Origin of the sequence: Variovorax sp. J2P1-31, assembly GCF_030317215.1 — a bacterium.
GTDB lineage: Bacteria > Pseudomonadota > Gammaproteobacteria > Burkholderiales > Burkholderiaceae_C > Variovorax.
This window is the reverse complement of the sequence record NZ_JASZYA010000003.1, coordinates 279,247-304,809: the sequence shown is the minus strand read 5'-3', so window position 1 is coordinate 304,809 and position 25,563 is coordinate 279,247. Positions and strand designations below refer to the sequence as shown.

16 protein-coding genes are annotated in these 25,563 nt (G+C 72.0%); 9 read left to right on the top strand and 7 right to left on the bottom strand.

The window, feature by feature from the left end; all coding sequences use genetic code 11:
* Positions 1 to 50 precede the first annotated feature (50 nt).
* The 4 genes from QTI20_RS21315 to argH all read right to left on the bottom strand — a co-directional run bounded on the left by QTI20_RS21315 (position 51) and on the right by argH (position 3,482).
* Positions 51 to 806 carry an anti-sigma factor gene (locus QTI20_RS21315; RefSeq protein ID WP_286554498.1) on the bottom strand — a complete coding sequence of 252 codons (756 nt, stop codon included), beginning with the start codon at positions 804 to 806 and terminating at the stop codon, positions 51 to 53.
* 10 nt (positions 807 to 816) lie between these two features.
* Entirely contained in the window at positions 817 to 1,392 is a 576-nt protein-coding gene (locus QTI20_RS21310; RefSeq protein WP_286554499.1) for an RNA polymerase sigma factor, read from the bottom strand.
* 76 nt (positions 1,393 to 1,468) lie between these two features.
* Positions 1,469 to 2,077 carry an LbetaH domain-containing protein gene (locus QTI20_RS21305; protein WP_183024524.1) on the bottom strand — a complete coding sequence of 203 codons (609 nt, stop codon included), beginning with the start codon at positions 2,075 to 2,077 and terminating at the stop codon, positions 1,469 to 1,471.
* A gap of 7 nt (positions 2,078 to 2,084) precedes the next feature.
* Positions 2,085 to 3,482 (bottom strand): argininosuccinate lyase, encoded by a 1,398-nt coding sequence (gene argH, locus QTI20_RS21300; protein ID WP_286554501.1) that lies wholly within the window; start codon positions 3,480 to 3,482, stop codon positions 2,085 to 2,087.
* A gap of 49 nt (positions 3,483 to 3,531) precedes the next feature.
* Between argH and QTI20_RS21295 the strand changes: the two genes are divergently transcribed.
* The 5 genes from QTI20_RS21295 (at position 3,532) to QTI20_RS21275 (ending at position 9,744) form a co-directional block, all read left to right on the top strand.
* Complete coding sequence (locus tag QTI20_RS21295) at positions 3,532 to 4,599, top strand: sensor histidine kinase (protein ID WP_286554502.1); 1,068 nt, start codon at positions 3,532 to 3,534, stop codon at positions 4,597 to 4,599.
* A 32-nt stretch (positions 4,600 to 4,631) separates the two neighbouring features.
* On the top strand, positions 4,632 to 5,381 hold the full coding sequence (locus tag QTI20_RS21290; protein WP_286554503.1) for a LytR/AlgR family response regulator transcription factor: 750 nt from the start codon (positions 4,632 to 4,634) through the stop codon (positions 5,379 to 5,381).
* Positions 5,378 to 6,607, top strand: coding sequence for an AI-2E family transporter (locus QTI20_RS21285; protein ID WP_503011441.1), 1,230 nt, complete (start codon positions 5,378 to 5,380; stop codon positions 6,605 to 6,607). The genes QTI20_RS21290 and QTI20_RS21285 overlap by 4 nt, the downstream gene beginning before the upstream one ends.
* Positions 6,600 to 7,328, top strand: a complete 729-nt coding sequence (locus QTI20_RS21280; protein WP_286554504.1) for a tetratricopeptide repeat protein — start codon at positions 6,600 to 6,602, stop codon at positions 7,326 to 7,328. The genes QTI20_RS21285 and QTI20_RS21280 overlap by 8 nt, the downstream gene beginning before the upstream one ends.
* Positions 7,329 to 7,566: 238 nt before the next feature.
* A complete protein-coding gene (locus QTI20_RS21275) occupies positions 7,567 to 9,744 on the top strand; it encodes a TonB-dependent receptor (protein WP_503011442.1) in 2,178 nt (725 codons plus the stop codon).
* Here QTI20_RS21275 and QTI20_RS21270 read toward each other — a convergent pair.
* The 3 genes from QTI20_RS21270 to ppc form a co-directional block, all read right to left on the bottom strand.
* Positions 9,687 to 17,951, bottom strand: a complete 8,265-nt coding sequence (locus QTI20_RS21270) for a glycoside hydrolase family 94 protein (RefSeq protein ID WP_286554507.1) — start codon at positions 17,949 to 17,951, stop codon at positions 9,687 to 9,689. The two genes, QTI20_RS21275 and QTI20_RS21270, sit on opposite strands and share 58 nt — an antisense overlap.
* Positions 17,952 to 17,954: 3 nt before the next feature.
* Complete coding sequence (locus QTI20_RS21265; RefSeq protein WP_286554508.1) at positions 17,955 to 18,173, bottom strand: hypothetical protein; 219 nt, start codon at positions 18,171 to 18,173, stop codon at positions 17,955 to 17,957.
* Positions 18,174 to 18,343: 170 nt separating this feature from the next.
* Positions 18,344 to 21,202 (bottom strand): phosphoenolpyruvate carboxylase, encoded by a 2,859-nt coding sequence (gene ppc / locus QTI20_RS21260; protein WP_286554509.1) that lies wholly within the window; start codon positions 21,200 to 21,202, stop codon positions 18,344 to 18,346.
* Between the two features lie 97 nt (positions 21,203 to 21,299).
* On the opposite strand from ppc, the gene hemC reads away from it, so the two are divergent.
* Genes hemC through QTI20_RS21240 form a run of 4 tightly spaced genes read left to right on the top strand, consistent with a single transcriptional unit; the run spans position 21,300 to position 25,349 of the window.
* Positions 21,300 to 22,205 (top strand): hydroxymethylbilane synthase, encoded by a 906-nt coding sequence (gene hemC, locus QTI20_RS21255; protein ID WP_286554510.1) that lies wholly within the window; start codon positions 21,300 to 21,302, stop codon positions 22,203 to 22,205.
* A 7-nt stretch (positions 22,206 to 22,212) separates the two neighbouring features.
* Positions 22,213 to 22,983 (top strand): uroporphyrinogen-III synthase, encoded by a 771-nt coding sequence (locus QTI20_RS21250; RefSeq protein ID WP_286554511.1) that lies wholly within the window; start codon positions 22,213 to 22,215, stop codon positions 22,981 to 22,983.
* Positions 22,980 to 24,065, top strand: a complete 1,086-nt coding sequence (locus QTI20_RS21245) for a uroporphyrinogen-III C-methyltransferase (RefSeq protein WP_286554513.1) — start codon at positions 22,980 to 22,982, stop codon at positions 24,063 to 24,065. Before QTI20_RS21250 ends, QTI20_RS21245 begins: the two co-directional genes overlap by 4 nt.
* A gap of 3 nt (positions 24,066 to 24,068) precedes the next feature.
* Positions 24,069 to 25,349 (top strand): heme biosynthesis protein HemY, encoded by a 1,281-nt coding sequence (locus QTI20_RS21240; protein ID WP_286554515.1) that lies wholly within the window; start codon positions 24,069 to 24,071, stop codon positions 25,347 to 25,349.
* Positions 25,350 to 25,563 lie beyond the last annotated feature (214 nt).

Here is a 25,563-nt window from a genome sequence, read left to right as displayed (position 1 = left end):
GTTGGCAGACGAGGGGCGTGCGAACGAAAAATCGCGGCGATGGTTCCCCGTCAGAGCATCTTTTCGATCAGCGCGCCCTTGAACACGATCGGGCCGGCCGGCCCCTGGCCGCGCGGCACGCCGCCCTTGCGCTCGAGCGAGATCGCGAGCGCCGGCACCTCGCGCACTTCGGACTCCGCCACCGCCAGCCGCAGCGCGGGCGCGCGGTCGAGAACCCCCAGCGAGCGCGGCGCGCCGCCCGGTGGCAGCGCCCAGAGCTCGAGCGACTTGTCCTCGCCCTCGCTGTATTCGCCGACCCGCTGCAGCGTCAGCTGGCGCTTGGTGGGGTCGAAGGTCACGAGCATCGAGGCGGCGGCCTTGTCGTCGGACAGCACGGCCACGTAGCGCACGTTGGGGGCGTTGCGCAGTTCGTCGCGCAGGTTCACGCCGACCACCACGGCCAGCACGGTGGCCAGCGCGCCCGCGGCCGTGGCGCCACGCCACAGCGCCAGGCTGCGCAGCCAGCCGCGGGGCGGCGGCGCGTCGGCGGGCGCGGCCGCGGCACGCTGGCGCGCCAGCGCCTGTTCCTGCTTCTCGACCTCGATCTGGTTGCGCACGCGGGTCCAGACCGCGGCGTCGGGCACGGTGCTGGCCTCGAGTTCGGTCAGGCTGGCCAGCCGGCCCTGCCAGATCAGTGCCGCGGCGCGCACCGGCGCCTGCTCGCGCGCCAGGGTCTCGAAACGGCGGCGCGCGCCGCCGCGCAGCGTGCCCAGTGCATAGCTGGCGGCCAGCAGTTCGAGCCGTTCGGCGGGGGTGGAAATGTTCATGATGCGTCCTTCACGCGAAGCGGCCCATGCAGACGCGCAGCTTCTCCAGCCCTCGGCGAATCCAGGTCTTGACCGTGCCCAGCGGCAGCTTGAGCTGTTCGGCCAGCTCGCCATGGCTCAGGTCGCGCAGGTAGGCCAGGCTCACCACCTCGCGCTGCTTGCCCTCGAGCTGCTGCAGGCACTGGTGCAGCGCCCAGGCCTGCTCGCCGGCATCGGCCATGTCCATGGGGTTGGGCGCGCCGGACTCCAGCGTCTCGGCCATCACCTCGTCGAACTCCTGCGTGAGCTGGGCGCGGTCGGCGGTGCGGCGGCGCAGCAGGTCGAGCGCCCGGCTGCGCACGATCAGCCCCAGCCAGGCCAGCGGCGGGCTCAGCGTGCCGCGGTAGTCGCCGGCCACGCGCCAGATGGTCATGAAGGCTTCCTGCAGCACGTCCTCGGCCCATTCGCGCTGGCGCACCACGCGCAGCGCCAGCCCGAACAGGCGGGGCGAGGTCCGGTCGTAGAGCTGGCGCAGCGCGGCTTCGTCGCGCTGGCCGACCCGGTCGATCAACGCCATCAGTTCGGTGTCGGGGCTGGGATCTGTCATGCAGACATTGTGGGGCAGCAGTGGCCATACCAAGGGTACGGCTTGCGGGGCCCGCCGGATTCAGCCCCGCGCCGGTTCAGGGCAGCGGTTCGAAGCGCTTGCGTTCGCGCACCGGCCGGCCCGGGTTGCCGGCGTAGACGGTCCAGGGGGCGAGTTCGCCGAAGGTCACGCAGCGGGCGCCGACCACCGCGCCCTCGCCGACCTGGGTGCCGGGCCCGACGAAGGCCTCGGCGCAGACCCAGGCCTGGGCGCCGATGACGATGGCGCGCGCCTGCAGCTGGAAGTGCGGGTCGTCGAAATCGTGCGTGCCGCTGCACAGGTGGGCGTCCTGCGAGATCAGCGCCCGGCGCCCGATCGTGATCGGGCCCAGGTTGTAGCAGTTGACCCGCGGGCCGATCACCGCGCCCTCGTGCATCACGAGGTTGGGCGGGTACCAGACCCTGGCGCTGCCGCGCACGTCGCTGCGCGGGGCCATCGAGGCGCCGAAGGCGCGCAGCAGGAACCTGCGCCAGGGCGCGAGCTGGCGCGGCGTCCAGGTGGCGGTGGCGGCCCAGACCACGATGAAGAGCGCGCGCAGCAGCCGGTTGCGCAGCGAGAAGCTCGGGCCGTTGAAGGAGGGGCGCGAGGCGAGCGCGTCCAGGATCTCGGACTTGCCGGTGTCCTCGGGTGGGCGGACGGCGCTCATGGGGCGCTTATCCCAGCCGGGCGCGGTGGCGCGCCACCTGCGCGCGCACCTGGGCCGGCGCGGTGCCGCCGAGGATGTTGCGGGCGTTGAGCGAGCCGCGCAGGCTCAGCACGTCGTAGACGTCCTTCTCGATGCCGGGGTTGAACTGCTGCAGCACCGCCAGCGGCAGCTCCGACAGGTCGACCTGGTGCGAGATCGCGGCCTTCACCGCATGGGCCACGGTTTCGTGGGCGTCGCGGAAGGGCAGGCCCTTCTTGACCAGGTAGTCGGCCAGGTCGGTGGCGGTGGCGTAGCCGCGCAGCGCGGCCTTCTCCATCGCCTCGGGCTTGACCGTGATGCCGCCGACCATCTCGGCGAAGATGCGCAGCGTGTCTTTGAGCGTGTCGACGGTGTCGAACAGCGGCTCCTTGTCTTCCTGGTTGTCCTTGTTGTAGGCCAGCGGCTGGCCCTTCATCAGCGTGATCAGGCCCATCAGGTGGCCGACCACGCGGCCGGTCTTGCCGCGCGCCAGCTCGGGCACGTCGGGGTTCTTCTTCTGCGGCATGATCGACGAGCCGGTGCAGAAGCGGTCGGCGATGTCGATGAAGCCGAAGCTCTGGCTCATCCACAGCACCAGCTCTTCGCTCAGGCGGCTGATGTGGACCATCGCCAGCGAGGCGGCGGCGGTGAATTCGATCGCGAAGTCGCGGTCGCTCACCGCGTCCAGGCTGTTCTGGCAGACGCCGTCCATGCCCAGCGCGCGGGCCACGGCCTCGCGGTCCAGCGGGTAGCTGGTGCCAGCCAGCGCGGCCGCGCCCAGCGGCAGGCGGTTCACGCGCTTGCGCACGTCGAGCAGGCGCTCGGCGTCGCGGCTGAACATTTCCACATAAGCCAGCATGTGGTGGCCGAAGCTCACTGGCTGGGCCACCTGCAGGTGGGTGAAGCCCGGCAGGATCACTTCCACGTTCTTCTCTGCCAGGTCGACCAGCGCCTTCTGCAGCGCGACCAGCAGTTCGCCGATCAGGTCGATCTCGCCGCGCAGCCAGAGCCGCACGTCGGTCGCGACCTGGTCGTTGCGGCTGCGGCCGGTGTGCAGGCGCTTGCCCGCATCGCCCACCAGCTGGGTCAGGCGGGCCTCGATGTTGAGGTGCACGTCCTCGAGGTCGAGCTTCCAGTCGAAGGCGCCCGATTCGATCTCGGCGCGGATCTGCGCCATCCCACCCTGGATCGAGGCCAGGTCCTGCGCGCCGATGATCTTCTGGGCGGCGAGCATGCCGGCATGCGCCAACGAGCCTTCGATGTCCGCCTGCCACAGCCGCTTGTCGAAGAACACGCTGGCCGTGTAGCGTTTCACCAGGTCGCTCATGGGTTCGGAGAACAGCGCCGACCAGGCTTCGGATTTCTTGTCGAGTTGGTTTTGGGTCATGGAGGGCCTAGGGAAGGCAATAATGGGTTGATAACCCGATGTGTCTGTGATGCGCAATCCGGCGATTTTATCGGCCCCCCCTTCCACACCCGCGCGAAAGCTGGCGCGGGGGCCGGCGCGCGGGGTGCCGGGCGGCCTGTTCGATGCCTGCCAGATCGGCGTGGTGCTGCGCACCGTGCTGCTGGTGGAGGCGGTGGTGGGGGTCGCGACGCTGTTCGTGGCGCGCTCGCCGGCCGACTGGCTGGTGCTGTCGGCCACCGTCACCGGTGGCGCGCTGCCGGCCACGCTGCTGTGGCTGGTGCTGGCCTGCGCGCTCAAGAGGATGCTGGCGCGCCTGCCGCGCCCGGGCCAGTACGCGGCCGGTGCCGCGCTCGGTGCGATGGCCGCGCTCTACGGCTGTGCGCTGCTCTGGCTCACCGGCGTGGTGGCCGCGGCGCCCTGGATCGCCAGCGCGGCGGCCGGGGCCATGTTCGCCGGCCTGATCATGGCCGGGCTGGTGCTGCGCGCCCGCGGCCGCACGCCGGCCGCCACCACCGCGCGGCTGGAGGAGCTGCAGGCGCGCATCCGGCCCCATTTCCTGTTCAACACGCTCAACACCGCGATCGCGCTGGTGCGCGAGGAGCCGGCCAAGGCCGAGGCCATGCTCGAGGATCTGGCCGAGCTGTTCCGGCGGGCGCTGGCGGACCCCGACCAGGCGGTCACGCTGGCCGACGAGATCGCGCTGGCCGAGCGCTACCTGGCGATCGAGCAGGTGCGCTTCGGCGAACGGCTGGCGATCCGCTGGGACCTCGACCCGGCGGCCAGCGCGGCCCGGCTGCCGGCGCTGCTGCTGCAGCCGCTGGTCGAGAATGCGGTCAAGCATGGGGTGGAACCCAGTCCCGAGGGCGCGCAGCTGCGCATCCGCACCGAGCGGCGCGGCGCGCTGGCGGTGATCGAGGTGACCAACAGCCTGCCGCCGCTGCGCTGGGCCGAGCAGCCGCTGCCGCGCGGCCACGGCATCGCATTGGCCAACGTGCGCGACCGGCTGCGCCTGCTGCACGACGTGCAGGCCCAGTTCAGCGCCGGACTCGAACAGAAGAATTACCGTGTGCGGATCGTGGTCCCGCTGGGATCATGAGACCGAACCACGGGTTGGAGGGAGGAGAAAAAATGACACTGAGAATCCTGATCGTCGATGACGAAGCGCTGGCGCGCTCGCGCCTGCGCACGCTGCTGGGCGACTGCCGAACGCCGGGCGCCGAGGTGGTGGCCGAGGCCGCGAACGCGGACCAGGCGCGCGAGCAGGTCGAGCGCCTGCCGCTCGACCTGGTGCTGCTCGACATCCACATGCCGGGCATGGACGGCCTGGCCTTCGCGCGCAGCCTGCAGGGCCGGGCCGACGCGCCGGCCGTGGTGTTCGTCACCGCCCACGCGGCCCATGCCGTGACCGCCTTCGAGCTCGATGCGGTCGACTACCTGACCAAGCCGGTGCGCGTCGAGCGCCTGCAGCAGGCGCTGCAGAAGGCCGAGCGCCATCTCAAGGAGCAGCGCGCGCCGGCGCCCGAAGCGCCGCCGCAGCCGCACCTGCTGATCCAGGACCGCGGCCGCACCGAGCGCGTGCCGCTGGCCGCGGTGCTCTACCTCAAGTCGGAATACAAGTACCTCACGGTGCGCACCGCGACCCGCAGCCACATCCTGGACGGCTCGCTGGCCGATTTCGAGGCGCGCTATCCGCAGCACTTCGTGCGCGTGCACCGCAATGCGCTGGTGGCGCGCGCCGCGATCCGCGCGCTCGAGAAGTACGACGACGGCGAGGACGCCGAAGGCTGGGCGCTGCGCCTGGACGGCATCGCGGAGCCGGTGGTGGTGTCGCGCCGCCAGCTGGCCTGCGTGCGTGAAGCATTGAAGGAGACGCCATGAGTGCCATTCATCCCACCGAGGGCACGCCGGTCGAGGCGGCTCCCGAGCCCCTGCCCGCCGACGGCACCCCCGCACCCGCGCAGGACGTGGTGCGCGAAGTCATGCAGGAGGCCGCCCAGGAGGCGCGCGACCGCGTGCTGCTCCAGATGCCGGTCGACGTGCGCAGCGCCTCGCTGGTGCTGCTCGCGGTGCTGGCCAGCGTGTTCGCGCTGCACTGGGCCGCGGCGGTCTTCATCCCGCTGATGCTGAGCCTGCTCGCGACCTACGCGCTGGCGCCGGTGGTCAACCGCCTGGTGCGCTGGCACGTGCCGCGCGCGCTGGCCGCGGCGGCGATCCTGCTGGCCATCGGCGGCGCCTTCGGCTGGACCGGCTATTCGCTGTCGGGCAGCGCGACTGAACTGGTCGACTCGCTGCCGCTGGCCGCGCAGAAGCTGCGCCTGGCGATGGTGCGCGGGTCGAGCGACAACGCCAGCGCGCTCGACACCGTGCAGAAGGCCGCGGCCCAGCTCGAGCAGGCCGCGCAGGCGGCGCCGGCCGCGCGGCGCGGCGTGCAGCGGGTGATCGTCGAGCGCCCGCCCTTCAACGTGCGCGACTACCTCTGGAGCGGCACGGTCGGCTTGATGACCGCGGCCGGCCAGCTCACGCTGGTGGCCTTCCTGACCTTCTTCGCGCTGTGCTCGGGCGACACCTTCCGGCGCAAGCTGGTGAAGATCGCGGGCAACAGCCTCAGCAAGAAACGGGTCACGGTGCACGTGCTGGACGACATCACCGGCCACATCCAGCGCTACCTGCTGGTGCAGATCGCCAGCAGTGCGCTGGTGGGCGTCGCCACCGGCCTGGCCTTCTGGGCCATCGGGCTGGAGAACGCGGCGGTCTGGGGCATCCTCGCGGCGGTCACCAACCTGATCCCCTACGTGGGCTCGGTGATCGTGATGGGCGCCTCGGCGCTGGTGGCCTTCCTGCAGTTCAACGGCGTCGAGATGGCGCTGGGCGTGGGCGGCACCTCGCTGCTGATCCACACGCTGGTGGGCAACCTGCTGGTGCCCTGGCTCACCAGCCGCACCAGCCGCATGAACCCGGTGGCGGTCTTCATCGGCGTGATCTTCTGGGGCTGGCTCTGGGGCATCTGGGGGCTGCTGCTGGGCATCCCGATCATGATGGTCGTGAAGTCCATCTGCGACCGGGTCGAGGACCTGCAACCCATCGGCGAACTGCTCGGTGACTGAAGGGCTGCGCCGCCCGGGCCGCGCGCAGCTCCTGGCGGCCTTGTTGCTGTGCGCGGTCGCCGCCTCGGCGCAGCCGCGCACGCCGGGCGTCGACGATCTCGACGACGCCTACCGCCAGGAGATGCGCACCGAGCAGCGGGCGCTGGCGGGCCGCATCCGGCTGCTGCCGCCGGACGCGCGCGAGCGCAATGCGCGCATCGGGCAGGCGGTGCGCGAGGGCGACCTGGCGCTGGCGCTGCAGCGCGCGCAGGAACTGGACGCGGCCTACCCGGACCAGGCCGACGTGCAGAACTTCATCGCCTCGCTGCTGGCCCGCGACGGCCAGCTGTTCGAGGCGCTCGCGCACATGGAGCGCGCGACGCGGCTGGCGCCCGACAACCGCTGGTTCGCGGTGCGCCGGGCCGGCATCGAGGCCGAACTGGGGCGCCTGGCGGACGCGCTGGCGACCGTCGATGCGCTGGTCGCCCGCGCGCCCGGTTGGAGCATCGCGCACAACCTGCGCGCCGGGCTGCTGCACGACCTGGGGCGCGATCCCGAGGCGCTGGCTGCCTACGGCGCCGCCATCGCGGCGCAGCCGCCCAGCGCGCAGATCCTCTGCAACCGCGCCGACCTGCTGGTCCGCGCCGGCCGCCCCGCCGATGCGAGGGCCGACTACCGGCGTGCGCTGCTGCTGCAGCCGGGCTATCTGCGCGCCGAAGAAGGCCTGGCCGCCACGCCCTAGCGCGGGCCTGCGGGTGCCGACGGCGTCGCACACGAACAACAATTCATCCACGTTTGTTTCTTGTCGAGGGCAGGGCGACGAGATTCGTTACATGTGTTCATATAATAAGAATCATTGTCATTCCGTTTCGCTTTGAGACGGCATGGCACACCGTGAGCCAGCGCGGCCCTGCCGACGCCCGGCCGTCCGGTGCGCCCCGCCCGGGCGCCCATCCTCCTTTCTCCTCCCGTCCGTCTCCATGCCCTTGCCCTCCGGTTCCTCTTCCCGCGCTGATTTCCGTTTCGCCCCCACGCCGCTCGCCCACCTGTTGCGTCGTTCCCTGGGCGCCTGCCTCGTGCTGGCCGCCGCGGGGGCCGCGGCCCAGACCACCGAGACCCAACTCAAGGAAGTGGTGGTCACCGACCAGGCCGAGGCCATCGGCGGCCTGCAGAAGACCTACTCGGGCGGCCAGTTCGCGCGCGGCGGCAGCCTGGGCATCCTGGGCATCACCGACCTGATGAACGTGCCCTTCAGCACCACCAACTACACCTCGGAGTTGATCGACAACCAGCAGGCGCTGACCATCGCCGACGTGGTCATGAACGACGCCTCGGTGCGCACGCTGGCGGCGCGCGGCGGCTACGGCGATGACTTCCAGATCCGCGGCTTCTCCGTCGGCTCGCGCGACGTCGGCATGAACGGCCTGTTCGGCCTGGCGCCCGCCACCCGCGTCCCGCTCGAGATGATCGAGCGCGTGGAAGTGCTCAAGGGCCCCGGCGCACTGACCAACGGCATCGGTCCCAACGCCAGCATCGGCGGCAGCATCAACGTGGTGACCAAGCGCGCCGCCGACGTGCCGCTCACCCGTCTGAGCACCACCTACATGAGCGACGCCCAGTTCGGCACCCACCTGGACGTGGGCCGCCGCTTCGGCGACGACAACCAGTGGGGCGTGCGCGTCAACGGCGTCTGGCGCAACGGCGAAGGCAACGTCGACGGCGGCCGTCAGCGCCTGGGCCTGGGATCGGTGGGCATCGACTACGCGGGCAGCCGCCTGCGCTGGTCGCTGGACGCGCTCACCACCAGCGGCAAGACCACCGAGTTCCGCCCGCAGATCGCCTTCCGCGGCGGCATCACCCAGGTCCCGGCCGTGCCGGACAACCGTTCGAGCTTCTACCCGGGCGCGGAACTCACGGACAAGGCCAAGACGGTGATGTCGCGCCTGGAGTTCGACATCGACAGCGACACCACCGTCTACGCCGGCGTGGGCTACAGCGACGTCTCGACCGACCAGAACTTCCCGACCGCCGTCACCCGCCCGGTCGACCTGCGCCCCAACACCCAGGGCAACTTCTCGGTCAACAACGGCTACTACGACGAGTACAACAAGACCACCTCGGCCGAGATCGGCCTGCGCACGCGCTTCAAGACCGGCGCCGTCGGCCACTCGCTGGTGCTGGCGGCGAACACCCTGTCGCGCGAGACCGGCTACTTCTACCAGCTGACCACCACGCCCGTGGCGTCGAACCTCTACAACCCGTCGCCGCTGCCGGCGATCAACTTCGCGCGCGGCGAGCCCAGCAAGACCGGTGACCTGGCGCTGCACAGCATCGCGGTCGCCGACACGATGTCCTTCCTCAACGACCGCCTGCTGCTGACGCTGGGCCTGCGCGACCAGACCATCAACCAGAAGAGCGTCAACGGTTCCACCGCCTACGACGCCAGCGCCATCACGCCGCTGGTCGGCCTGGTGTTCAAGCCGCAGCAGAACATCTCGGTCTACGGCAACTACACCGCGGGCCTGCAGCAGGGCGGCGTCGCCGGACCGACGGCCGCCAACCGCGGCGAGGTGTTCGCACCGCAGAAGTCCAAGCAGTACGAAGTGGGCGTCAAGGCCGACTGGGGCACGCTGACCACCCAGGCCGCGCTCTACCAGATCACCCGGCCGAACGCCACGACCGACACCGTCACGCAGATCTACAGCTTCGGCGGCGAGCAGCGCAACCGCGGCCTGGAGCTGACGATGTACGGCGAGATCCAGCGGGGCCTGCGCGCCATGGCCAGCGCCTCGTTCAACGACGCCAAGCTCACGAAGACGCAAGGCGGCGTGAACCAGGGCAACGATGCCAACGGCGTGCCGGACCGCACCTTCAACGTCGGCCTCGACTGGGACACCCCGTGGGTGCCGGGCCTGAGCTTCAACGGCCGCGTGATCAACACCTCGTCGACCTACTACGACGCCGCCAACCTGCTGCGCATGCCCAGCTGGACGCGGTTGGACATCGGCGCGCGCTACGTCACCCGGGTGGCGGGCAAGCCCCTGACCCTGCGCGCCAACCTGGAGAACGTGGCCGACAAGGCCTACTGGGTGACCAGCACCTACGTGACCGTCGGCGCGCCGCGCACGCTGATGCTGTCGGCCGCGATCGACTTCTGAGTCGCGGCATCGCCTCGACCGGCCGCGGGGGTGATCGACACCCACACGGCCTGCGTCGCATCGGCTGCCGCCGCGCCCTCGGTGCTGGCATGGCGCCAGTCGATCCATTCGCCGGCCGCGAGTGCCACGCCCCGCGTGCGCGCCTCGCCGTACTGCAGCGTGATCACCCGGCCGTCCAGCCGCAGCACCATCTCGAAGCCCGGCCATTGCGCCGGCACGCGCGGCGTGACCGACAGCCGGTCGCCGCGCACCACCAGTCCCAGCAGGGTCTCGATCGCCGCCCGGTGCAGCCAGGCGGCCGAGCCGGTGTACCAGCTCCAGCCGCCGCGGCCCACATAGGGCGCGGCGCCGTAGATGTCGCCGGCCATCACATAGGGCTCGAGCTCGTAGGCCGGGCCGCGCGTCGCATGGCGCGCGCGGTGCGCCGGGCTCAGGCCCTCGAAGCTCTGCCAGGCGGCCTCGGTGTCGCCCGACAGCGCCTGCGCCATCAGCCCCCACACGGCGGCGTGCGCGTACTGGCCGCCGTTCTCGCGCACGCCCGGCGGGTAGGCCTGGATGTAGCCCGGGTTGTGGGTCGAATGCGCGAGCGGCGGATGCAGCAGCCGCAGCAGGCCCGCGCTGTCGTCGTGCAGCTGCGCCTTCATCGCCGCCAGCGCGGGTTGCGTGTGGGCCGCGTCGGAAGCGCCCGAGAGCACCGACCAGGCCTGCGCGATCAGGTCGATGCGGCACTCGTCGTTGGCCGCCGAGCCCAGCGGCGCGCCGTCGTCGAAGAAGGCGCGGCGGAACCACGCGCCGTCCCAGCCCGCGTCGTGCAATGCGGCGATCCAGCCCTGGCGCGCGGCCAGCCAGCGTTCGGCGCGCGCGTGTTCGTGGCGTGACTGCGCGATCGGCGCATAGCGCTCGACCACGCTGCACAGGAACCAGGCCAGCCACACCGATTCGCCGCGGCCCTCGTGGCCCACGCGGTTCATGCCGTCGTTCCAGTCGCCCGTGCCCATCAGCGGCAGGCCGTGCACGCCGACCGCCAGGCTGTGGTCGATGGCGCGCGCGCCATGCTCGTAGACGTTGGCGCGTTCAGGGCTGGTGTGCGGCGCGTAGTAGGCGTCTTCCGCGCCTTCGGGGATCGCCGGGCCGTCGATGAAGGGCACGACGTGCTCGAGCACCGTGGCGTCGCCCGACACCTCCACATAGTGCGCCACCGCATAGGGCAGCCACAGCAGGTCGTCGGAGAAATGCGTGCGCACGCCCGCGCCGCCGGGCATGTGCCACCAATGCTGCACGTCGCCCTCGGGGAACTGGCGCGCCGCGTTGACGAGGATCTGCTCGCGCAGCCGCGCCGGGTCGGTCAGCGCGAAGGCCATCGCGTCCTGCAGCTGGTCGCGGAAGCCGAAGGCGCCACCGGCCTGGTAGAAGCCGGCCTTCGACCAGAGCCGGCAGACCAGCGTCTGGTAGACCAGCCAGCGGTTGACCATGGCATCGAACAGCGGGTCGGGCGTGCGCACCTGCAGCCGGCCCAGCAGCTCGTCCCAGAAGCCGCGCGCCTGCTGCAGCGCCTGGCCCACGTCGCGCGCCTGCCAGCGACGGGCCAGTTGGGTGGCGGCTTCGGCGTCGTCGGCCTGGCCCAGCATGAAGCAGAAGCGCAGGCCCTGGCCGGCCTCGAGCGTGAACTCGGCGCCGATCGCCGCGCAGGCATCGAGCCCGCTGCCGGCACGCTGGCCCAGCGTGTCGGGCACCTCGATGCCGCCATGGCCGGCGAAGAACTCGCTGCGCTCGCAGGTCCACTGCAGCGCGCCCGGCAGGCCGGCCAGCGCGACGAAGGCGGTGCTGCCGCCGAAGCCCGCGCTGGATTCGCGCTGCTGGCCGAACACCGCCGGCAGGCCCTCGCCCTTCCAGCTGTGCACCGTGCGGCGCTCGCCGCGCGCGGCCCCCATCTGCCACTCGACCATCGCCAGCGCGCGCAGGCGGCGCCGGCCCACGCCTTCGTTGCGCACCTGCACCTGGACCAGCTTCATGCGCTCGTCGCGGTCGGCGAAGAAGGTGGTCTCGAGCACCATGTTGTGGTGCAGGCACTCGAACACCGTGTAGCCCTGGCCGTGGCGCACGCGATGCCGCGCGGCGCTGCCGCCGCGGCTCGCGGGCGTGAGCGGCAGCAGCGCGCGCGTGTCCAGGTCCTGCAACAGGTAGTGCTCGAAGGCCGGGTCCTGCACCGGGTCGTTGGACCAGGGCGTGAGCTGGTGCATGCGGCTGTTCACCGCCCAGGTGTAGCCGGTGCCCGACTCCGACACCTGGAAGCCGAAGGAGGCGTTGGCGATCACGTTGATCCAGGGCTTGGGCGTGCGCCGGTTCAGGTCGACCTCGAAGCGGAACTCGCCGCTCTCGGCGTCGAAGCCACCCTGCGGCGGCTGCGCAGACGCATCGACCTGCGTGGGCGCCGGCCGCAGCGCGAGCGGCGTGTGCGGCACCGCGGCGTCGGCCACCGCGGGCACGGCGGCGTCGCGCAGCGCGGCCACCTGGGCTTCCAGCGAGCGGCCGTCGGCGCGGAACACCGCGCGCGCGAAGGTCGACAGCGCGGCCTTCTCCGAGGCCGCGACCTCGGCGTCGCGCAGCAGGTAGAAGCCGGCCGCGTCGTTGCGCGGGAAGCTGTTCTGCGTCTCGTGCGCCACGCGGGTGCGCAAGGCCTCGATCTCGCGCTGCAGCGGCATGAGGTAGGAGCCGGGTTCGCCGTTGAGCACCACCAGGTCGCAGGCCACGCCGCCGAAGCCCCACCAGGGCTGGGCGCGCAGCAGCGTGTTGAGCAGGCCCATGCCGATGGTCGAGTGGATGTGCACCAGCACGATCGGCTTGTCGCCCGAGATGCCGAAGCGCCAGATCTGCCGCAGGTCGATCGGACCGCGGTCGCTCATCACGCGCGGCGTGGTGTAGGTGAGGATGGTCGTCAGGTCCTGCAGCGCGCGGGTCTTGACCGGGTCGATCGCGAGGTCGCGCAGCCGCACCTGCGCCAGCGTGGCCGCCATGCGCATCGCGCGCTCGACGTGCATGGGCTGCAGGTAGCGGTCGATGCGCGGCATCAACGTCTCGAGGTCGAGGTCGGCGGTGGTCGCGAAGCTCAGGCGCGCGGTGGCGCCGGCCGCGATGCGCAGCCGCACGCGCAGGCAGGCGATCGGGTCGAGCCCGTTGACCGGCGCGCCGGCCGCGTCCACCGGCTGCGCGTCGAGCCGCGGCGTGGCCAGCGTGTGGTTGCGGCCCAGGAAGGCGCGGCGGTCGGCCATGCAGTCGACGCCCAGCACATGGGCGTCGGTCGAGGCGAGGAAGTGCGCCGCCGCCACCACCGCGTCGCCGTGCAGCCGCGGCTTGCGCGACAGCAGCAGCGCACGCAGCGCGGGGTCCCAGCGGGTTTCGACGAACAGGTTGGCGAAGGCCGGATGGGCCTCGTCGGCCTTGGGGTTCGACAGCACCGGCTCGAAGTAGGAGATCAGTTCGAGCGTGCGCGCCTCGGTGTCGGTGTTGTGCAGCGTGACGGTGCGCAGCTCGGTGTCGTCCTCGGGGCTGATGAGCACGGTGATGCGCGTCTGCAGCCCCGGCCCGCCGGCCTCGAACTGCGCCTGGTCGGCCAGGAAGCGCGTGCGGTACTGCCAGCCCTTGCCCGGCGCGGGCAGGGCGGTGAGCGAGGTCAGGGCCGTGCCCTGCGCGTCCCGCACATAGAAGAAGGTGCCGTGGCCGTCGCGCAGCGGGTCGTCGCGCCAGCGCGTGACGTTGAACGAACGCCAGCGGCTCACGCCCGCGCCGCTGGCGCGCAGCGCCACGGTGTAGCGGCCGTTCGACAGCAGGTGCGTGGGCTGGAAGCCCGGCTGCATCGGGTCGACCAGGCGCGGCTGGTGGGCCGGTGCCGCGTCGGCCACGCTGGGCTCGGGGGGCGGGCGCGGGTCGGCGCTGCCGATGATCTGGCGCGGCGTGCGCTCGTGCAGCAGCGCGATGTGCGCCTGCACCAGCGGCGCGCTGCCGAACCAGCGCTGGGGCGCGCCGTCGCGCAGCACGTTGCACAGCGCCACCAGCGACATGCCCTGGTGGTGGGCCATGAAGTTGCGCACCACGGTCAGCGGCTCGCCCTCGGCCTGGCGCGAGAGCGTGAAGTCGACCGCGTCGAAGAAGCCGAGGTCGCCGCGCGCGCCCAGCGCCTCGAGCCGGCGCAGGTTGGCCACCGCATCGCCGGGCGCGACCTGCGCCGCCATCGCGCTGGCGTAGGGCGCGACCACGCGGTCGGTGGGCGGCGTGCGGCGCAGCGCGAGCCGCGGCACGCCGAAGGGCGAGTACTGGTAGGCCAGCGAATGGTCGCGCGCGAAGTAGGCCGACTCGGACACGCCCCAGGGCAGGCCCTGGGCCCGGCCGAAGGCCTGCTGCTCGCGCACGGCCGCGAGGTTGGCCACCTGCAGCAGGCCGTCGTCGGGCTCGGCCATCACCAGGGCGGGCATCAGGTACTCGAACATCGAGCCCGACCACGATTTGAGGCCCGATTGCGCGCCCACCGACAGGAAGGGCCGACCGAGCGCCATCCAGTGGCGGCGCGGCACGTCGCCCTTGGCGATGGCGAGGAAGCTCAGCAGCCGCGACTCGGAGGCCAGCAGGTCGTAGTAGCTGGCGTCGAGCGCGTCGTCGTCGACCCGCAGGCCGATGTGGAACAGGTGGCGCTTGGCGTCGTAGAGGCCGCGGAAGTCCATGCCGTGGCACAGCGCCTCGCAGCGCGCGGCCAGGGCCTGCAGCGCGGCGCCTGACCCGTCGTCGTTGCCGGTCGAGGCAAAGCCGCGGCAGGCCTGCGCCACCGCGAGCAGGTGGCCGGCCAGGTTGCCGCTGTCCACGCTCGAGACATAGGCCGGCTGCAGCACCGCCAGCGTCTGGGTGTCGTACCAGTTGTAGAGGTGGCCGCGGTGCTTGGGCAGCCGGTCCACGCTGGCCAGCGTCGCTTCCAGGCGCGCCGCCAGCGCCGCATCGTCGAGCCAGCCGAAGTCGCGCGCGCAGCAGCTGGCCAGCAGGTACATGCCGATGTTGGTGGGCGAGGTGCGGTGGGCGGTGGTGGTCTCGGGTTCGAGCTGCAGGTTGTCGGGCGGCAGGTGGTTGTCCTCGGGGCCCACCACGTGCTCGAAGAAGCGCCAGGTGTCGCGCGCCAGCGTGTCGAGATAGGCGCGCTGCGCGGCGGGCAGCGCCTCCCCGTCGGCCCGTGGCACGCGGCTGGCCCACCAGGCGGTCAGCGGCGCCAGCGCCCACAGGCCGAACAGCAGACCGCCCGCGAGCGGGTGCGGGCTCCACAGCGCCGCGATGGCCAGCGCCAGGCACAGCAGGCTCAGCGGTGCCGAAGCGCGCACGAAGGCCCACAGGCCGTAGCGCGCCTGGGCCTGGGCCTGCGCGGCGGTGGTCCACTCGAGCAGGCGGCGGCGGCTCACGAGGAGCCGCCAGGCGGCGCGCAGTGTGGCGTCCAGCAGCAGCCGCGTCTGCGCGGCCAGCTGGCTGAACTGCCACAGCGCGCCGGTCAGCGCGCGCACGAGTTCGGTCAGGCCGACGTCGAAGAAATGGCGCAGCTCGATCGAGCGCCGCGTCGGCACCAGGCCGGCCAGCGCGCCCAGCAGCGGCCCGAAGGCCAGCGCCGACACCACGGCGGCGAAGGCCCAGCGCAGCGGCATCGCCTGGCTGAAGACCGCGAGCGCGAGCAGCGCGGCCGAGGCCGGCAGCACCAGCGCGCGGCGCAGGTTGTCGCTCATCTTCCACAGGCCCAGTGCGTCGATGCCGAAGCGGCGCGCGCGCAGCATCAGCGGCAGCAGCTGCCAGTCGCCGCGGGTCCAGCGGTGGATGCGCGAGGCCGACACGCCCGCATGGTGCGGATGGTCCTCGATCAGCACCAGGTCGCTGACCACCGCGCAGCGCGCCACGCTGCCTTCGAGCAGGTCGTGGCTCAGCACTGCGCCGTCGGGCAGGCGGCGATCGAGCGTGGCGTGCACCGCCTGCACGTCGAGCAGGCCCTTGCCGGTGAAGGAGCCGCTGCCAAACAGGTCCTGGTAGATGTCGGAGGCGCCGCTGCTGTAGGGGTCGATGCCGCACTGGCCGGCGAACATCCAGTGGAAGGCCGAGCGCTCCTCGCGCGTGGGCAGCGGCGTGACCACGCGCGGCTGCAGGATGCCGAAGCCCGCGACCACGCGGCGGCCGTCGGCGTCGAGCTGGGGCGCGTTGAGCGGATGGGCCGCGATCGCGACCAGCTCGCGCAGCGTGCCCGGCGGCAGGCCGGTGTCGCTGTCGAGCGTGAGCACGTAGGGGATGGGCGCGGCCAGCCGCAGCCCGGGCGCGAGCGGCAGGAAGCCGCTGGCATCGCCGGCGGCCAGCAGGCGCAGCAGCATCTCGAGCTTGCCGCGCTTGCGTTCCCAGCCGATCCAGCGCTGTTCGGTCTCGCACCAGCTGCGCGGCCGGTGCAGCAGCAGGAAGCGCGGCACCGCCCCCTCGGGCGTGGGGTGGGCGGCATTGAGCGCGGCGATGCGCTGCAGCGCATCGGCCAGCAATGCGTCGTCGCCGGGCCGCGTGGCCTGCGCCGCATCGGCCCAGTCGGTGAGCAGCGCGAACTGCGCATAGGGCTCGCGGTTGGCCAGCCAGTGCAGCTCGAGGCGCTGCGCCAGCTGCGCGTTGGCCTCGGTCGAACTCAGCAGCGTGGGGATCACGACCAGCACGCGGTGCGCGGCCGGGATGCCGGTGGCGAAGTCCAGCCGCGGCAGGGCCTGCACGCGCACCGACTCCGCGACGATGCGGTGCAGCAGCGCGATCACGGCCTCGGACAGCGGCCAGGCCATCAGCAGCAGCGCGAGGAGGGCGGTCCCGTCGAGGTCGCCGGAGCCGATGCGATGCAGTTCGTGCACCACGCCGGTCAGCAGCAAGGCGGTGCCGAGCGCGATGCTGCCCAGGTAGAGCGGCAGGCGCCAGTGGCGCGCAGCCCGCGGCGGTGCGCCCGCGGCACGGCGGGACGGCTTGCCCGGGCGGGACGCCGCCAGCGCCGCGACCAGCGCGGGCCGGCCGAGCCCGAACAGGTGGTAGCCCGCGGTGCGCTCGGCGCCGGAACGCTGGCCCTTGGCCACCGGCGTGTTGCGCGCGAGCCGCAGCACCGCTTCGGCCACGCTGCGCTCGGTGCGTTCGCTGCTGCGCGCGACCTGCTCCATCGCATGCGTGATCTGCTGGCGCGTGCGCTCGCTCTCGGCCGCGAAGCTGGGCAGTTCGCGCAGCACGCGCAGCGAGCGGCTCACCGGCTCGATCAGGTCCACCCATTCGACCTGGCCGATCATGCGCAGCGTGGTGATGATGTTGCCCACCGTGAGGTTGGCGGCCGCCTGCGCGGTCTGCGCCTGCTCGACCAGCAGCGGTCCGTTGGGGCAGTTGGCCTCGGTCCAGGCGAACAGCGGCGGTGGCCGCGCGCCGCGCTCGGCCGGCAGGCGCTGCCACAGCTGCGTGCAATAGCTCGCCTGCAGGCCGCGCTCGCAGACCGTGGCGTAGAGCAGGTCCAGCTCGGCGGCCGACAGCGCATCGGCCGCGTCCCAGACCGCGTGCGCGAGTTCGCGCGCCACCTTGTTCTCGGCGATGCTCTCGGCCACGCGGCGCAGGTTCTCCAGCAGCACCACGCGCAAGGTCGTGGGCAGCGCCCACAGTTCGCCCAGCGTGAGTTCGTCGACGTCCTGGTAGGCGTCGAGGAAGGCGGTGAACAGCTCCTTGTTCAACACGCTGTCGGTGTGGGCCACATAGGCCCAGGCGATGCCGTAGACGCGCGGCAGGCCGGCCAGCGGCGCGTCGGCCAGCTTGGGCAGGCGCGCATAGTAGCTGCGCGGCACGCCCTCGCGGATCTGCTGCAGCTGGGCCTCGACCAAGTGGAAGTTGTCGAGCAGCCACTCGGCCGCGGGCGAGACGTAGCGCCCGCTCTGCGAGATCAGCGCGATGTAGTCGAAGGCGCTGCGCAGCGAGGCCAGGTTCTCGTCGACGCGCGGAAAGAAGGGCGCGCTGGCGCGTGCCTCGTCGGCGCCCTGGACCGCCTGGGCGCGGGCCAGGCTGCGCCCGTGCTGCTTGAAGCGCTGGGTGCCGAAGAGTTCGGCCCGGATGGGCGGGGGGACCGGTGCGTGCGGTCGTTGGAGAAGGTGGCGGGCGTAGGTGCTGAGGGTGGCGAGGCGGGCGATCACCGCGGCGGCGGTCACCGATCAGGCAGCGGCTGCGAATCCGATACCGAGGACGACGGCGACGCAGGCCAGGGTGACGATGCGCCCGGCGGCCATCGCGCGGACGTGCTGCAGATGGCCTCTCATGGCCGACCAGCGGCCCTGCGCGCGGGCGCACTGGTGCATGTGGGAGGCCAGGGCGTCGACGTCGGTGCGGACGAAGTCGATCTTCGACGGGGCGAGGGAGTGCGGGTAAGACATGACACGGTTTCCTGTGAGGACGTTGTTTCAACCACCGCGCGAGAGAGAGCGAAAGCCACTGACGTAGGGGACAGGGTACTCCCTGTGTCAAGCCCGCCGCATCGCGGTGACTTTCGACACCGTGTGTAGGAGACGGCCCACATGCCTTGCACGCGGGCCGTCCCGGCCTGTCAGCCGGTGTTGCGCAGCCCCGCGGCCACGCCGTTGATCGAGATGTGGATGCCGCGCTGCAGCCGCTCGCCGCCTTCGCCCGCGCGGTAGCGCCGCATCAGTTCGACCTGCAGGTGGTGCAGCGGGTCGATGTAGGGGAAGCGGTGGCGCACCGAACGCTGCATCTCGGCATTGCCCTCGAGCCGCTGCTTGGCGCCGGTGATCAGCGTGAGCGCGTCCGAGGTGCGGTGCCACTCGGCCTCGATCATGCCGAACACCTTCTGGCGCAGCTTGCGGTCGGCCACCAGCTCCGAATAGCGCGAGGCCAGCGCGAGGTCGCTCTTGGCCAGCACCATGTCCATGTTCGACAGCAAGGTGCGGAAGAAGGGCCATTGCGCGTACATGCGCTGCAGCAGCGCCTGGCGTTCCTTCTTGGCCGCGGCGTTGGGCGCGCCGGCCACGAACTGCTCGATCGCCGAGCCGAAGCCGTACCAGCCCGGCAGCGTGAGCCGGCACTGGCCCCAGCTGAAGCTCCAGGGCACGGCGCGCAGGTCCTCGATGCTGCGGCTGGGGTTGCGCGAGGCGGGTCGCGAGCCGATGTTGAGTTCGGCGATCTCGCGGATCGGCGTGGCGCTGAAGAAGTAGTCGCCGAAGCCCGGGGTCTCGTAGACCAGCTTGCGGTAGGCCGCCATGCTGGCGGCCGAGAGCTCGGCCGCCGCGCCCAGGAAGGCCGCGGGGGCGGCCTTGCCGGCCGGCAGCAGCGTGGCTTCGAGCGTGGCGGCGACCAGCGTTTCCAGGTTGCGCCGGCCGATCTCGCGGTTGGCGTACTTGGAGCCGATGACCTCGCCCTGTTCGGTCAGCCGGATCTGGCCGCGCACCGTGCCCGGCGGCTGCGCGAGGATCGCCTGGTAGCTGGGACCGCCGCCGCGGCCCACGGTGCCCCCGCGGCCATGGAACATGCGCAGCCGGATCGGCGTGACGGCGTTCTTCTTGCCGCCCGCGGCCGGCGCGTTGAGCTCGTCGAACAGCGCCACCAGCGCGAGCCCGGTGCGGTAGAGCTCCCAGTTGCTGGTGAAGATGCCGCCGTCCTTGTTGCTGTCGCTGTAGCCCAGCATCACGTCCTGCAGCGCGCCCGAGCGCTGGATCAGCGCCTTGATGCCCGGCAGCGCATAGAAGGCCCGCATGATCGGCGCGGCGTTGCGCAGGTCTTCGATGGTCTCGAACAGCGGCACCACGATCAGGTCGTGCACCGCGCCGTCGTCGAGCGTGCCGCGCAGAAGGCCCACTTCCTTCTGCAGCAGCAGCGCCTCCAGCAGGTCGCTCACGGTCTCGGTGTGGCTGATGATGTAGTGGCGGATCGCGGCGGCGCCGTAGCGCGCGCGCGAGGCGCGGGCCGCGGTGAAGATGGCCAGCTCGCTGTGCGTGAGCGGCGCGTACTGCGCATCGGGCACGCGCAGCGGGCGCGCTTCGTTGAGCAGGCGCAGCAGCAGCGTCTGCTTGGCGTCTTCGGCCAGCGCGGCGTACTCGGGCTCGATGCGCGCCTGCGCGAGCAGGTCGGCCACCACGGCCTCGTGCTTGTCCGAACTCTGGCGCAGGTCGACCGTGGCCAGGTGGAAGCCGAACACCTCCACCGCGCGGACCAGCGGGCCCAGGCGCTGCGCGATCAGCGCGGCGCCGTGCTTGTCGCTCAGCGACTCGGCGATGGTGCGCAGGTCGGCCAGGAAGGCCTCGGCATTCGGGTAGGGGTTCTGCGGCGCGACCGCATGGCGCGCGGCCTCGCCGCCGGTGAGTTCGCGCAGCGTGGCCGCGAGGCGCGCATAGACGCCGGTCAGCGCGCGCCGGTAGGGCTCGTCGACGCGGTGCTCGCTGGCATCGGGCGAGCTTTCGGCCAGCGCCTGCATCTCGACCGACACGTCGACCAGCGTGGCCGACAGCGACAGCTCGCCGCCCAGGTAGTGCACCTCGGTGAGGTAGTGGCGCAGCACCAGTTCCGACTGGCGGCGCAGCGCGTACTCGAGCGTCTCGGCCGTGACGTTGGGGTTGCCGTCGCGGTCGCCGCCGATCCACTGGCCCATGCGCAGGAAGGGCGCGATGCCGTCGTGGCCCAGCGCGCGTTCGAGCTCGGCATAGACGCGCGGGATCTCGCGCAGGAAGGTCGCCTCGTAATAGCTCAGCGCGTTTTCGATCTCGTCGGCCACCGTGAGCTTGGAGAAGCGCAGCAGGCGGGTCTGCCAAAGCTGCGTCACGCGGATGCGGATCTGGCTCTCGTTCTCCGCGTACTCGCGCGGCGAGAGCGCGTCCTTGCCGCCGGCGAAGGCCTGCTGGCGCCAGCCGATCTCGTCGCGCGCGGTCAGCAGCTGCGCGATCGCGCGTTCGGCATCGAGGATGCTCTTGCGCTGCACTTCGGTCGGGTGCGCGGTCAGCACCGGCGAGACGTAGCTCTGGGCCAGCGACTCGACCACCGCGGCCGGCGACACGCCGGCCTTGCGGATGCGCGCCAGCGCGGTCTCGAGGCTGCCGTCGGCGCTTTCGCCCGCGCGCTCTTCCTCGGCGCGGCGGCGGATCTGGTGCCGGTCCTCGGCCAGGTTGGCCAGGTGGCTGAAGTAGGTGAAGGCGCGGATCACGCGCACCGTCTCGGCCGCGCTCAGGCCCTTGAGCAGGTTCTTGAGCGCGCGGTCGGCGGCCTGGTCGGCGTCGCGCCGGAACGAGACCGACAGCGTGCGCACCTTCTCCACCAGCTCGTAGCTTTCCTTGCCTTCCTGTTCGCGAATGACATCGCCAAGAATGCGGCCCAGCAGCCGGATGTCGTCGATCAGTGGTTGGTCTTCACTGCGTGCGCGTCGGGGTGCGGGGGCCGGCGCTTTCTTGCCTGTCGTCATTCGCGTTTTCTCCTCGGTGGAACGGGTATGCCGACAGCGTTGCTGCGGCGCAACATGCTAGCATCCCGCCGGTCATCTTCATCACTGGATATCGGCTTTGAGCAACATCGTGATCGCGACGCGCGAAAGCCGTCTGGCCCTCTGGCAGGCCGAACATGTGCAGGCCCTGCTGCAAGAACGAGGCCACACCGTCAGCCTGCTCGGCATGACCACCCGCGGCGACCAGATCCTGGACCGCTCGCTGAGCAAGGTCGGCGGCAAGGGGCTGTTCGTCAAGGAACTGGAACTCGCACTCGAGGAAGGGCGCGCCGACATCGCCGTCCATTCGCTCAAGGACGTGCCGATGGACCTGCCCGAGGGCTTCGCGCTGGCCTGCGTGCTCGAGCGCGAGGACCCGCGCGACGCCTTCGTCTCGCCGCGCTACGCCACGCTCGACGAACTGCCGCAGGGCGCGGTGGTCGGCACCTCCAGCCTGCGCCGCGTGGTGCTGCTGCGCGCGCTGCGGCCCGACCTGCGCATCGAACCGCTGCGCGGCAACCTCGACACCCGGCTGCGCAAGCTCGACGAAGGCCACTACGACGCGATCATCCTCGCGGCCGCCGGCCTGATGCGGCTGGGCCTGGCCGAGCGCATCCGCACGGCCTTCGCGCCCGAGACCATGCTGCCGGCCGCGGGGCAGGGCGCCCTGGGCATCGAGATCCGCGCCGACCGCACCGACCTGCTGGAACTGCTCGCGCCGCTGGCGAGCCGCCGCGACGGGCTGGCCACCGCCGCCGAGCGCGCCGTGAGCCGCACCATGGGCGGCAGCTGCTCGATGCCGCTGGCCGCGCATGCGCGCTGGCAGCCCGACGGCCTGCTGCGCATCGAAGCCGCCTGGGGCGATGCCGAAGGTTCGGCAGCGCTGCTGCAGGCCGAGACCACCGGCCCGGTCGACGACCCGGCCCAGGCCGAGGCGCTGGGCGTGTCAGTGGCGGCGCAACTGCGCGCGGCCGGCGCGCGCTGATCGGGCGATGCCGAGCACCCGCCGCGTGATCGTCACGCGCCCGGCGCGCGAGGGACGGCGCTGGATCGCGGAAGCGCAGGGCGCGGGCTTCGAGGCCGTGGCGCTGCCGCTGATCGTGATCGACAAGGTCGCGGATGCTGGCGCGCTGCGCGCGGTGCGCGAACGCCTGGCCGACTGGTCGGCGCTGATGTTCGTCAGCGCGGCCGCGGCCGAGCATTTCTTCGAAGGCATGGCACTGGGCGCGGACCTGCCGCGCTGCTGGGCCACCGGGCCCGGCACGGTGCGCGGCCTGCGCGAGGCCGGCGTGCCAGCGGCCTGCATCGACGCGCCCACGGCCGGCGCCGAGCAGTTCGATTCCGAGACCCTGTGGGCCGACGTGCGCGCCCAGGTCGGGCCGGGCACGCGGGTGCTGATCGTGCGCGGCGGCGATGCCGCGGGAGCGCCCATCGGCCGCGGCTGGCTGGCGCAGGAGATCGAGGCCGCGGGGGGGCGGATCGACACCGTCGTCGCCTACCGCCGGCTGGCACCGGTGCTGGGCGAGGCCGAGCGGCAGCTGGCCAGCGCCGCGGCGGCCGACGGCAGCGTCTGGCTGTTCAGCAGCAGCGAGGCCATCGCCAACCTGCGCGCGGCGCTGCCCGCGCTGCGCTGGGACCAGGCCCGTGCCGTCGCCACCCATCCCCGCATCGGCGCCGCGGCGCGCGCGGCCGGTTTCGGTTCGGTGCGGGTCGCGCCGCCCGGACAGGCGGCGCTGATCGCGTCGATAGAATCGTTCGCATGAGTCAAGCGCTGCCGCCCCCCGAAGAACTCGCACCCGATGCCGCGCCGCGGACCGTGGTGCCGGTCGTGGGACATGCGCCGGCCGCGCTCGGCGCGCTGGTGCTGTCGCGCATCTTCTTCGGCCTGCTGGCCCTGCTCACGCTGATCGCGCTGGTGATGGTGCTGGTGCTCTGGCAGAAGGTGGGCGGCATGCAGGAGCAGCTCGCGCGCCAGAGCGGCGATGCGCTGGCGCAGTCGCTCGAGGCGCGCACCCTGGCGCGCCAGGCCAACGAGACCGTGCGCGACACCGCCGCGCGGCTGGCGCTGGCTGAAGGCCGCCTGGCCGAGGTGGCGCTGCAGCGTTCGCAGCTCGAAGAGCTGATGCAGAGCCTGTCGCGCTCGCGGGACGAGAACCTGGTGGTCGACATCGAATCGACGCTGCGCCTGGCGCTGCAGCAGGCGCAGACCACCGGCAACGTCGAGCCGCTGCTGGCGGCGCTCAAGGCGGCCGACGTGCGCATCACGCGCGCCGCCCAACCGCGGCTGGCGCCGCTGCAGCGGGCCATCCAGCGCGACGCCGACCGCTTGCGCGCCTCGGCCAGCAGCGACGGCGGCGATGCGCTGCTCAAGCTCGACGAATTGATGCGCGGTGTCGACGACCTGCCGACGCTCAATGCGGTGGCGGTGCGCCACGGCGGCGGCGCCAACGCCTGGCAGCCCGAGCCGATCCCGGCCGACGCGCCCTGGTGGGAGCGCCTGCTGCTCACGGTGCGCGGCGAAGCCCGTTCGCTGGTGCGCGTGGGGCGCATCGAGCGGCCCGAGGCGGTGCTGCTGGCGCCCGACCAGAGCTTCTTCCTGCGCGAGAACCTCAAGCTCAAGCTGCTCAACATCCGCCTCTCGCTGCTGTCGCGCCAGGCCGAGACCGCGCGCAGCGAACTCGCGCTGGTGGCCGGCTCGCTCAACCGCTATTTCGATCCCGCATCGCGCCGCGTGCAGACGGCCGCCACGCTGTTGCAGCAACTGCAGCTGCAGGTGCGCACCGCGGAGCCGCCGCGGGTCGACGAAACGCTTGCCGCGCTGGCCACGGCAGCCGCCGGTCGCTGAGCGATGCGCGCCGCACTCTGGCTCCTCGCACTGTTCGGCATTGCGGCCGCGGTGGCGCTGTTCGCCGGCAACAACCAGGGCACGGTCACCGTGTTCTGGCCGCCGTGGCGGGTCGACCTGTCGCTTAACCTGGTGCTGCTGCTGCTGGCCGGCGCCTTCGTGCTGCTCTATGCCGCCCTGCGCGCGCTGGCGGCGCTGCTCTCGCTGCCGCACCAGGCACGCCAGTGGCGGGTGCAGCAGAAGGAACGCGCGCTGCACTCGTCGCTGCTCGACGCCATGGTGCAGCTGATCGCCGGGCGTTTCTCGCGCGCCCGCAAGGCGGCGCTGGCCGCGCTGGCGCAGGAGCGCGCGCTCGAGGGGCTCGACGTGTCCCTGCCGCAGGCGCGCCAGCTGCGGGTGCTGTCGCACCTGCTGGCCGCCGAAAGCGCGCAATCCCTGCAGGACCGGCCGGCGCGCGACGCCCATCTCCAGCTGGCGCTCAACGAGAGCGCCGAGCGCGGCGTGCTCAGCCCCGAGACCCGCGAAGGCGTGCAGCTGCGGTCGGCCCGCTGGGCACTCGAGGACCGCGACCCGGCGGCCGCGCTGGCGCGGCTGGAAGAGCTGCCGCAAGGCGTGCAGCGGCGCACGCTGGCCTTGCGCCTGCATCTCAAGGCCGCGCGGCAGGAGCGCCGCACGCTCGAGGCCCTGCAGACGGCGCGCCTGCTGGCCAAGCACCGGGCTTTCTCCGAGGCCGCGGCGCGGAGCATCGTGCGCGGCCTGGCGACCGAGGTGCTGTCGGACTCCCATGACGCGGCCCAGCTGCTGCGCGCCTGGGGCGCGCTCGAGAGCAACGAACGGGAAATGCCCGAGGTCGCGATCCAGGCGGCCCAGCGCATGGTGCTGCTGAACGGCGACCTTGCGGTGGCCCGCGGCTGGCTGTTGCCGGTGTGGGAGCGGATGGTCGACCAGCCGCGCAGCCTCGGCGACGGCCTGCGCGTGCGGCTCACGCGGGCCCTGGAGGCGGGCCTGGACTCGGTCGACGCCGACTGGCTGGCGCGCATCGAATCGGCCCAGCGCAACAACCCGCGCGACGCCAACCTGCAGTACCTGGCCGGCATGGCCTGCATGAAGCGGCAGCTGTGGGGCAAGGCGCAGCAGCTGCTGACGCAGGCCGGCCTGGGCCTGCAGGACACGGAACTCTACCGTCGCGCCTGGCTGGCACTGGCCCAACTGGCCGAAGCGCGCGATGATGCGCCGCAGGCACTGGCGGCCTGGAAGCGCGCGGCGCAGACGGAAAACCTCTAGGGCCTCCTGGTTATCCCAAGGGACGGTACGGCGCGCGCAGCCAGCCCGCGGCGCCGGGGTGCATCGCTCTTTTCTTCACTTTCGACCCGGTCATCGTGACCTTGTGCACGATCGCGCCGGCCACTGTTGGCGATACCTCGAGAAACAATTTGAATGAAACATGTGACCTGCTGTACAGTCGGAACTGTTTCCAAAAGTATTCATTTTGGTTTCT

What these genes read in the sequence shown, in the direction of transcription:
- ppc (WP_286554509.1), bottom strand. Translation starts at nt 21,202, where the DNA reads ATGACGACAGGCAAGAAAGCGCCGGCCCCCGCACCCCGACGCGCACGC.
- argH (WP_286554501.1), bottom strand. Translation starts at nt 3,482, where the DNA reads ATGACCCAAAACCAACTCGACAAGAAATCCGAAGCCTGGTCGGCGCTG.
- QTI20_RS21245 (WP_286554513.1), top strand. Translation starts at nt 22,980, where the DNA reads ATGAGTCAAGCGCTGCCGCCCCCCGAAGAACTCGCACCCGATGCCGCG.
- QTI20_RS21250 (WP_286554511.1), top strand. Translation starts at nt 22,213, where the DNA reads ATGCCGAGCACCCGCCGCGTGATCGTCACGCGCCCGGCGCGCGAGGGA.
- QTI20_RS21275 (WP_503011442.1), top strand. Translation starts at nt 7,567, where the DNA reads ATGCCCTTGCCCTCCGGTTCCTCTTCCCGCGCTGATTTCCGTTTCGCC.
- QTI20_RS21265 (WP_286554508.1), bottom strand. Translation starts at nt 18,173, where the DNA reads ATGTCTTACCCGCACTCCCTCGCCCCGTCGAAGATCGACTTCGTCCGC.
- QTI20_RS21295 (WP_286554502.1), top strand. Translation starts at nt 3,532, where the DNA reads ATGCGCAATCCGGCGATTTTATCGGCCCCCCCTTCCACACCCGCGCGA.
- QTI20_RS21240 (WP_286554515.1), top strand. Translation starts at nt 24,069, where the DNA reads ATGCGCGCCGCACTCTGGCTCCTCGCACTGTTCGGCATTGCGGCCGCG.
- QTI20_RS21310 (WP_286554499.1), bottom strand. Translation starts at nt 1,392, where the DNA reads ATGACAGATCCCAGCCCCGACACCGAACTGATGGCGTTGATCGACCGG.
- QTI20_RS21290 (WP_286554503.1), top strand. Translation starts at nt 4,632, where the DNA reads ATGACACTGAGAATCCTGATCGTCGATGACGAAGCGCTGGCGCGCTCG.
- QTI20_RS21305 (WP_183024524.1), bottom strand. Translation starts at nt 2,077, where the DNA reads ATGAGCGCCGTCCGCCCACCCGAGGACACCGGCAAGTCCGAGATCCTG.
- QTI20_RS21285 (WP_503011441.1), top strand. Translation starts at nt 5,378, where the DNA reads ATGAGTGCCATTCATCCCACCGAGGGCACGCCGGTCGAGGCGGCTCCC.
- QTI20_RS21315 (WP_286554498.1), bottom strand. Translation starts at nt 806, where the DNA reads ATGAACATTTCCACCCCCGCCGAACGGCTCGAACTGCTGGCCGCCAGC.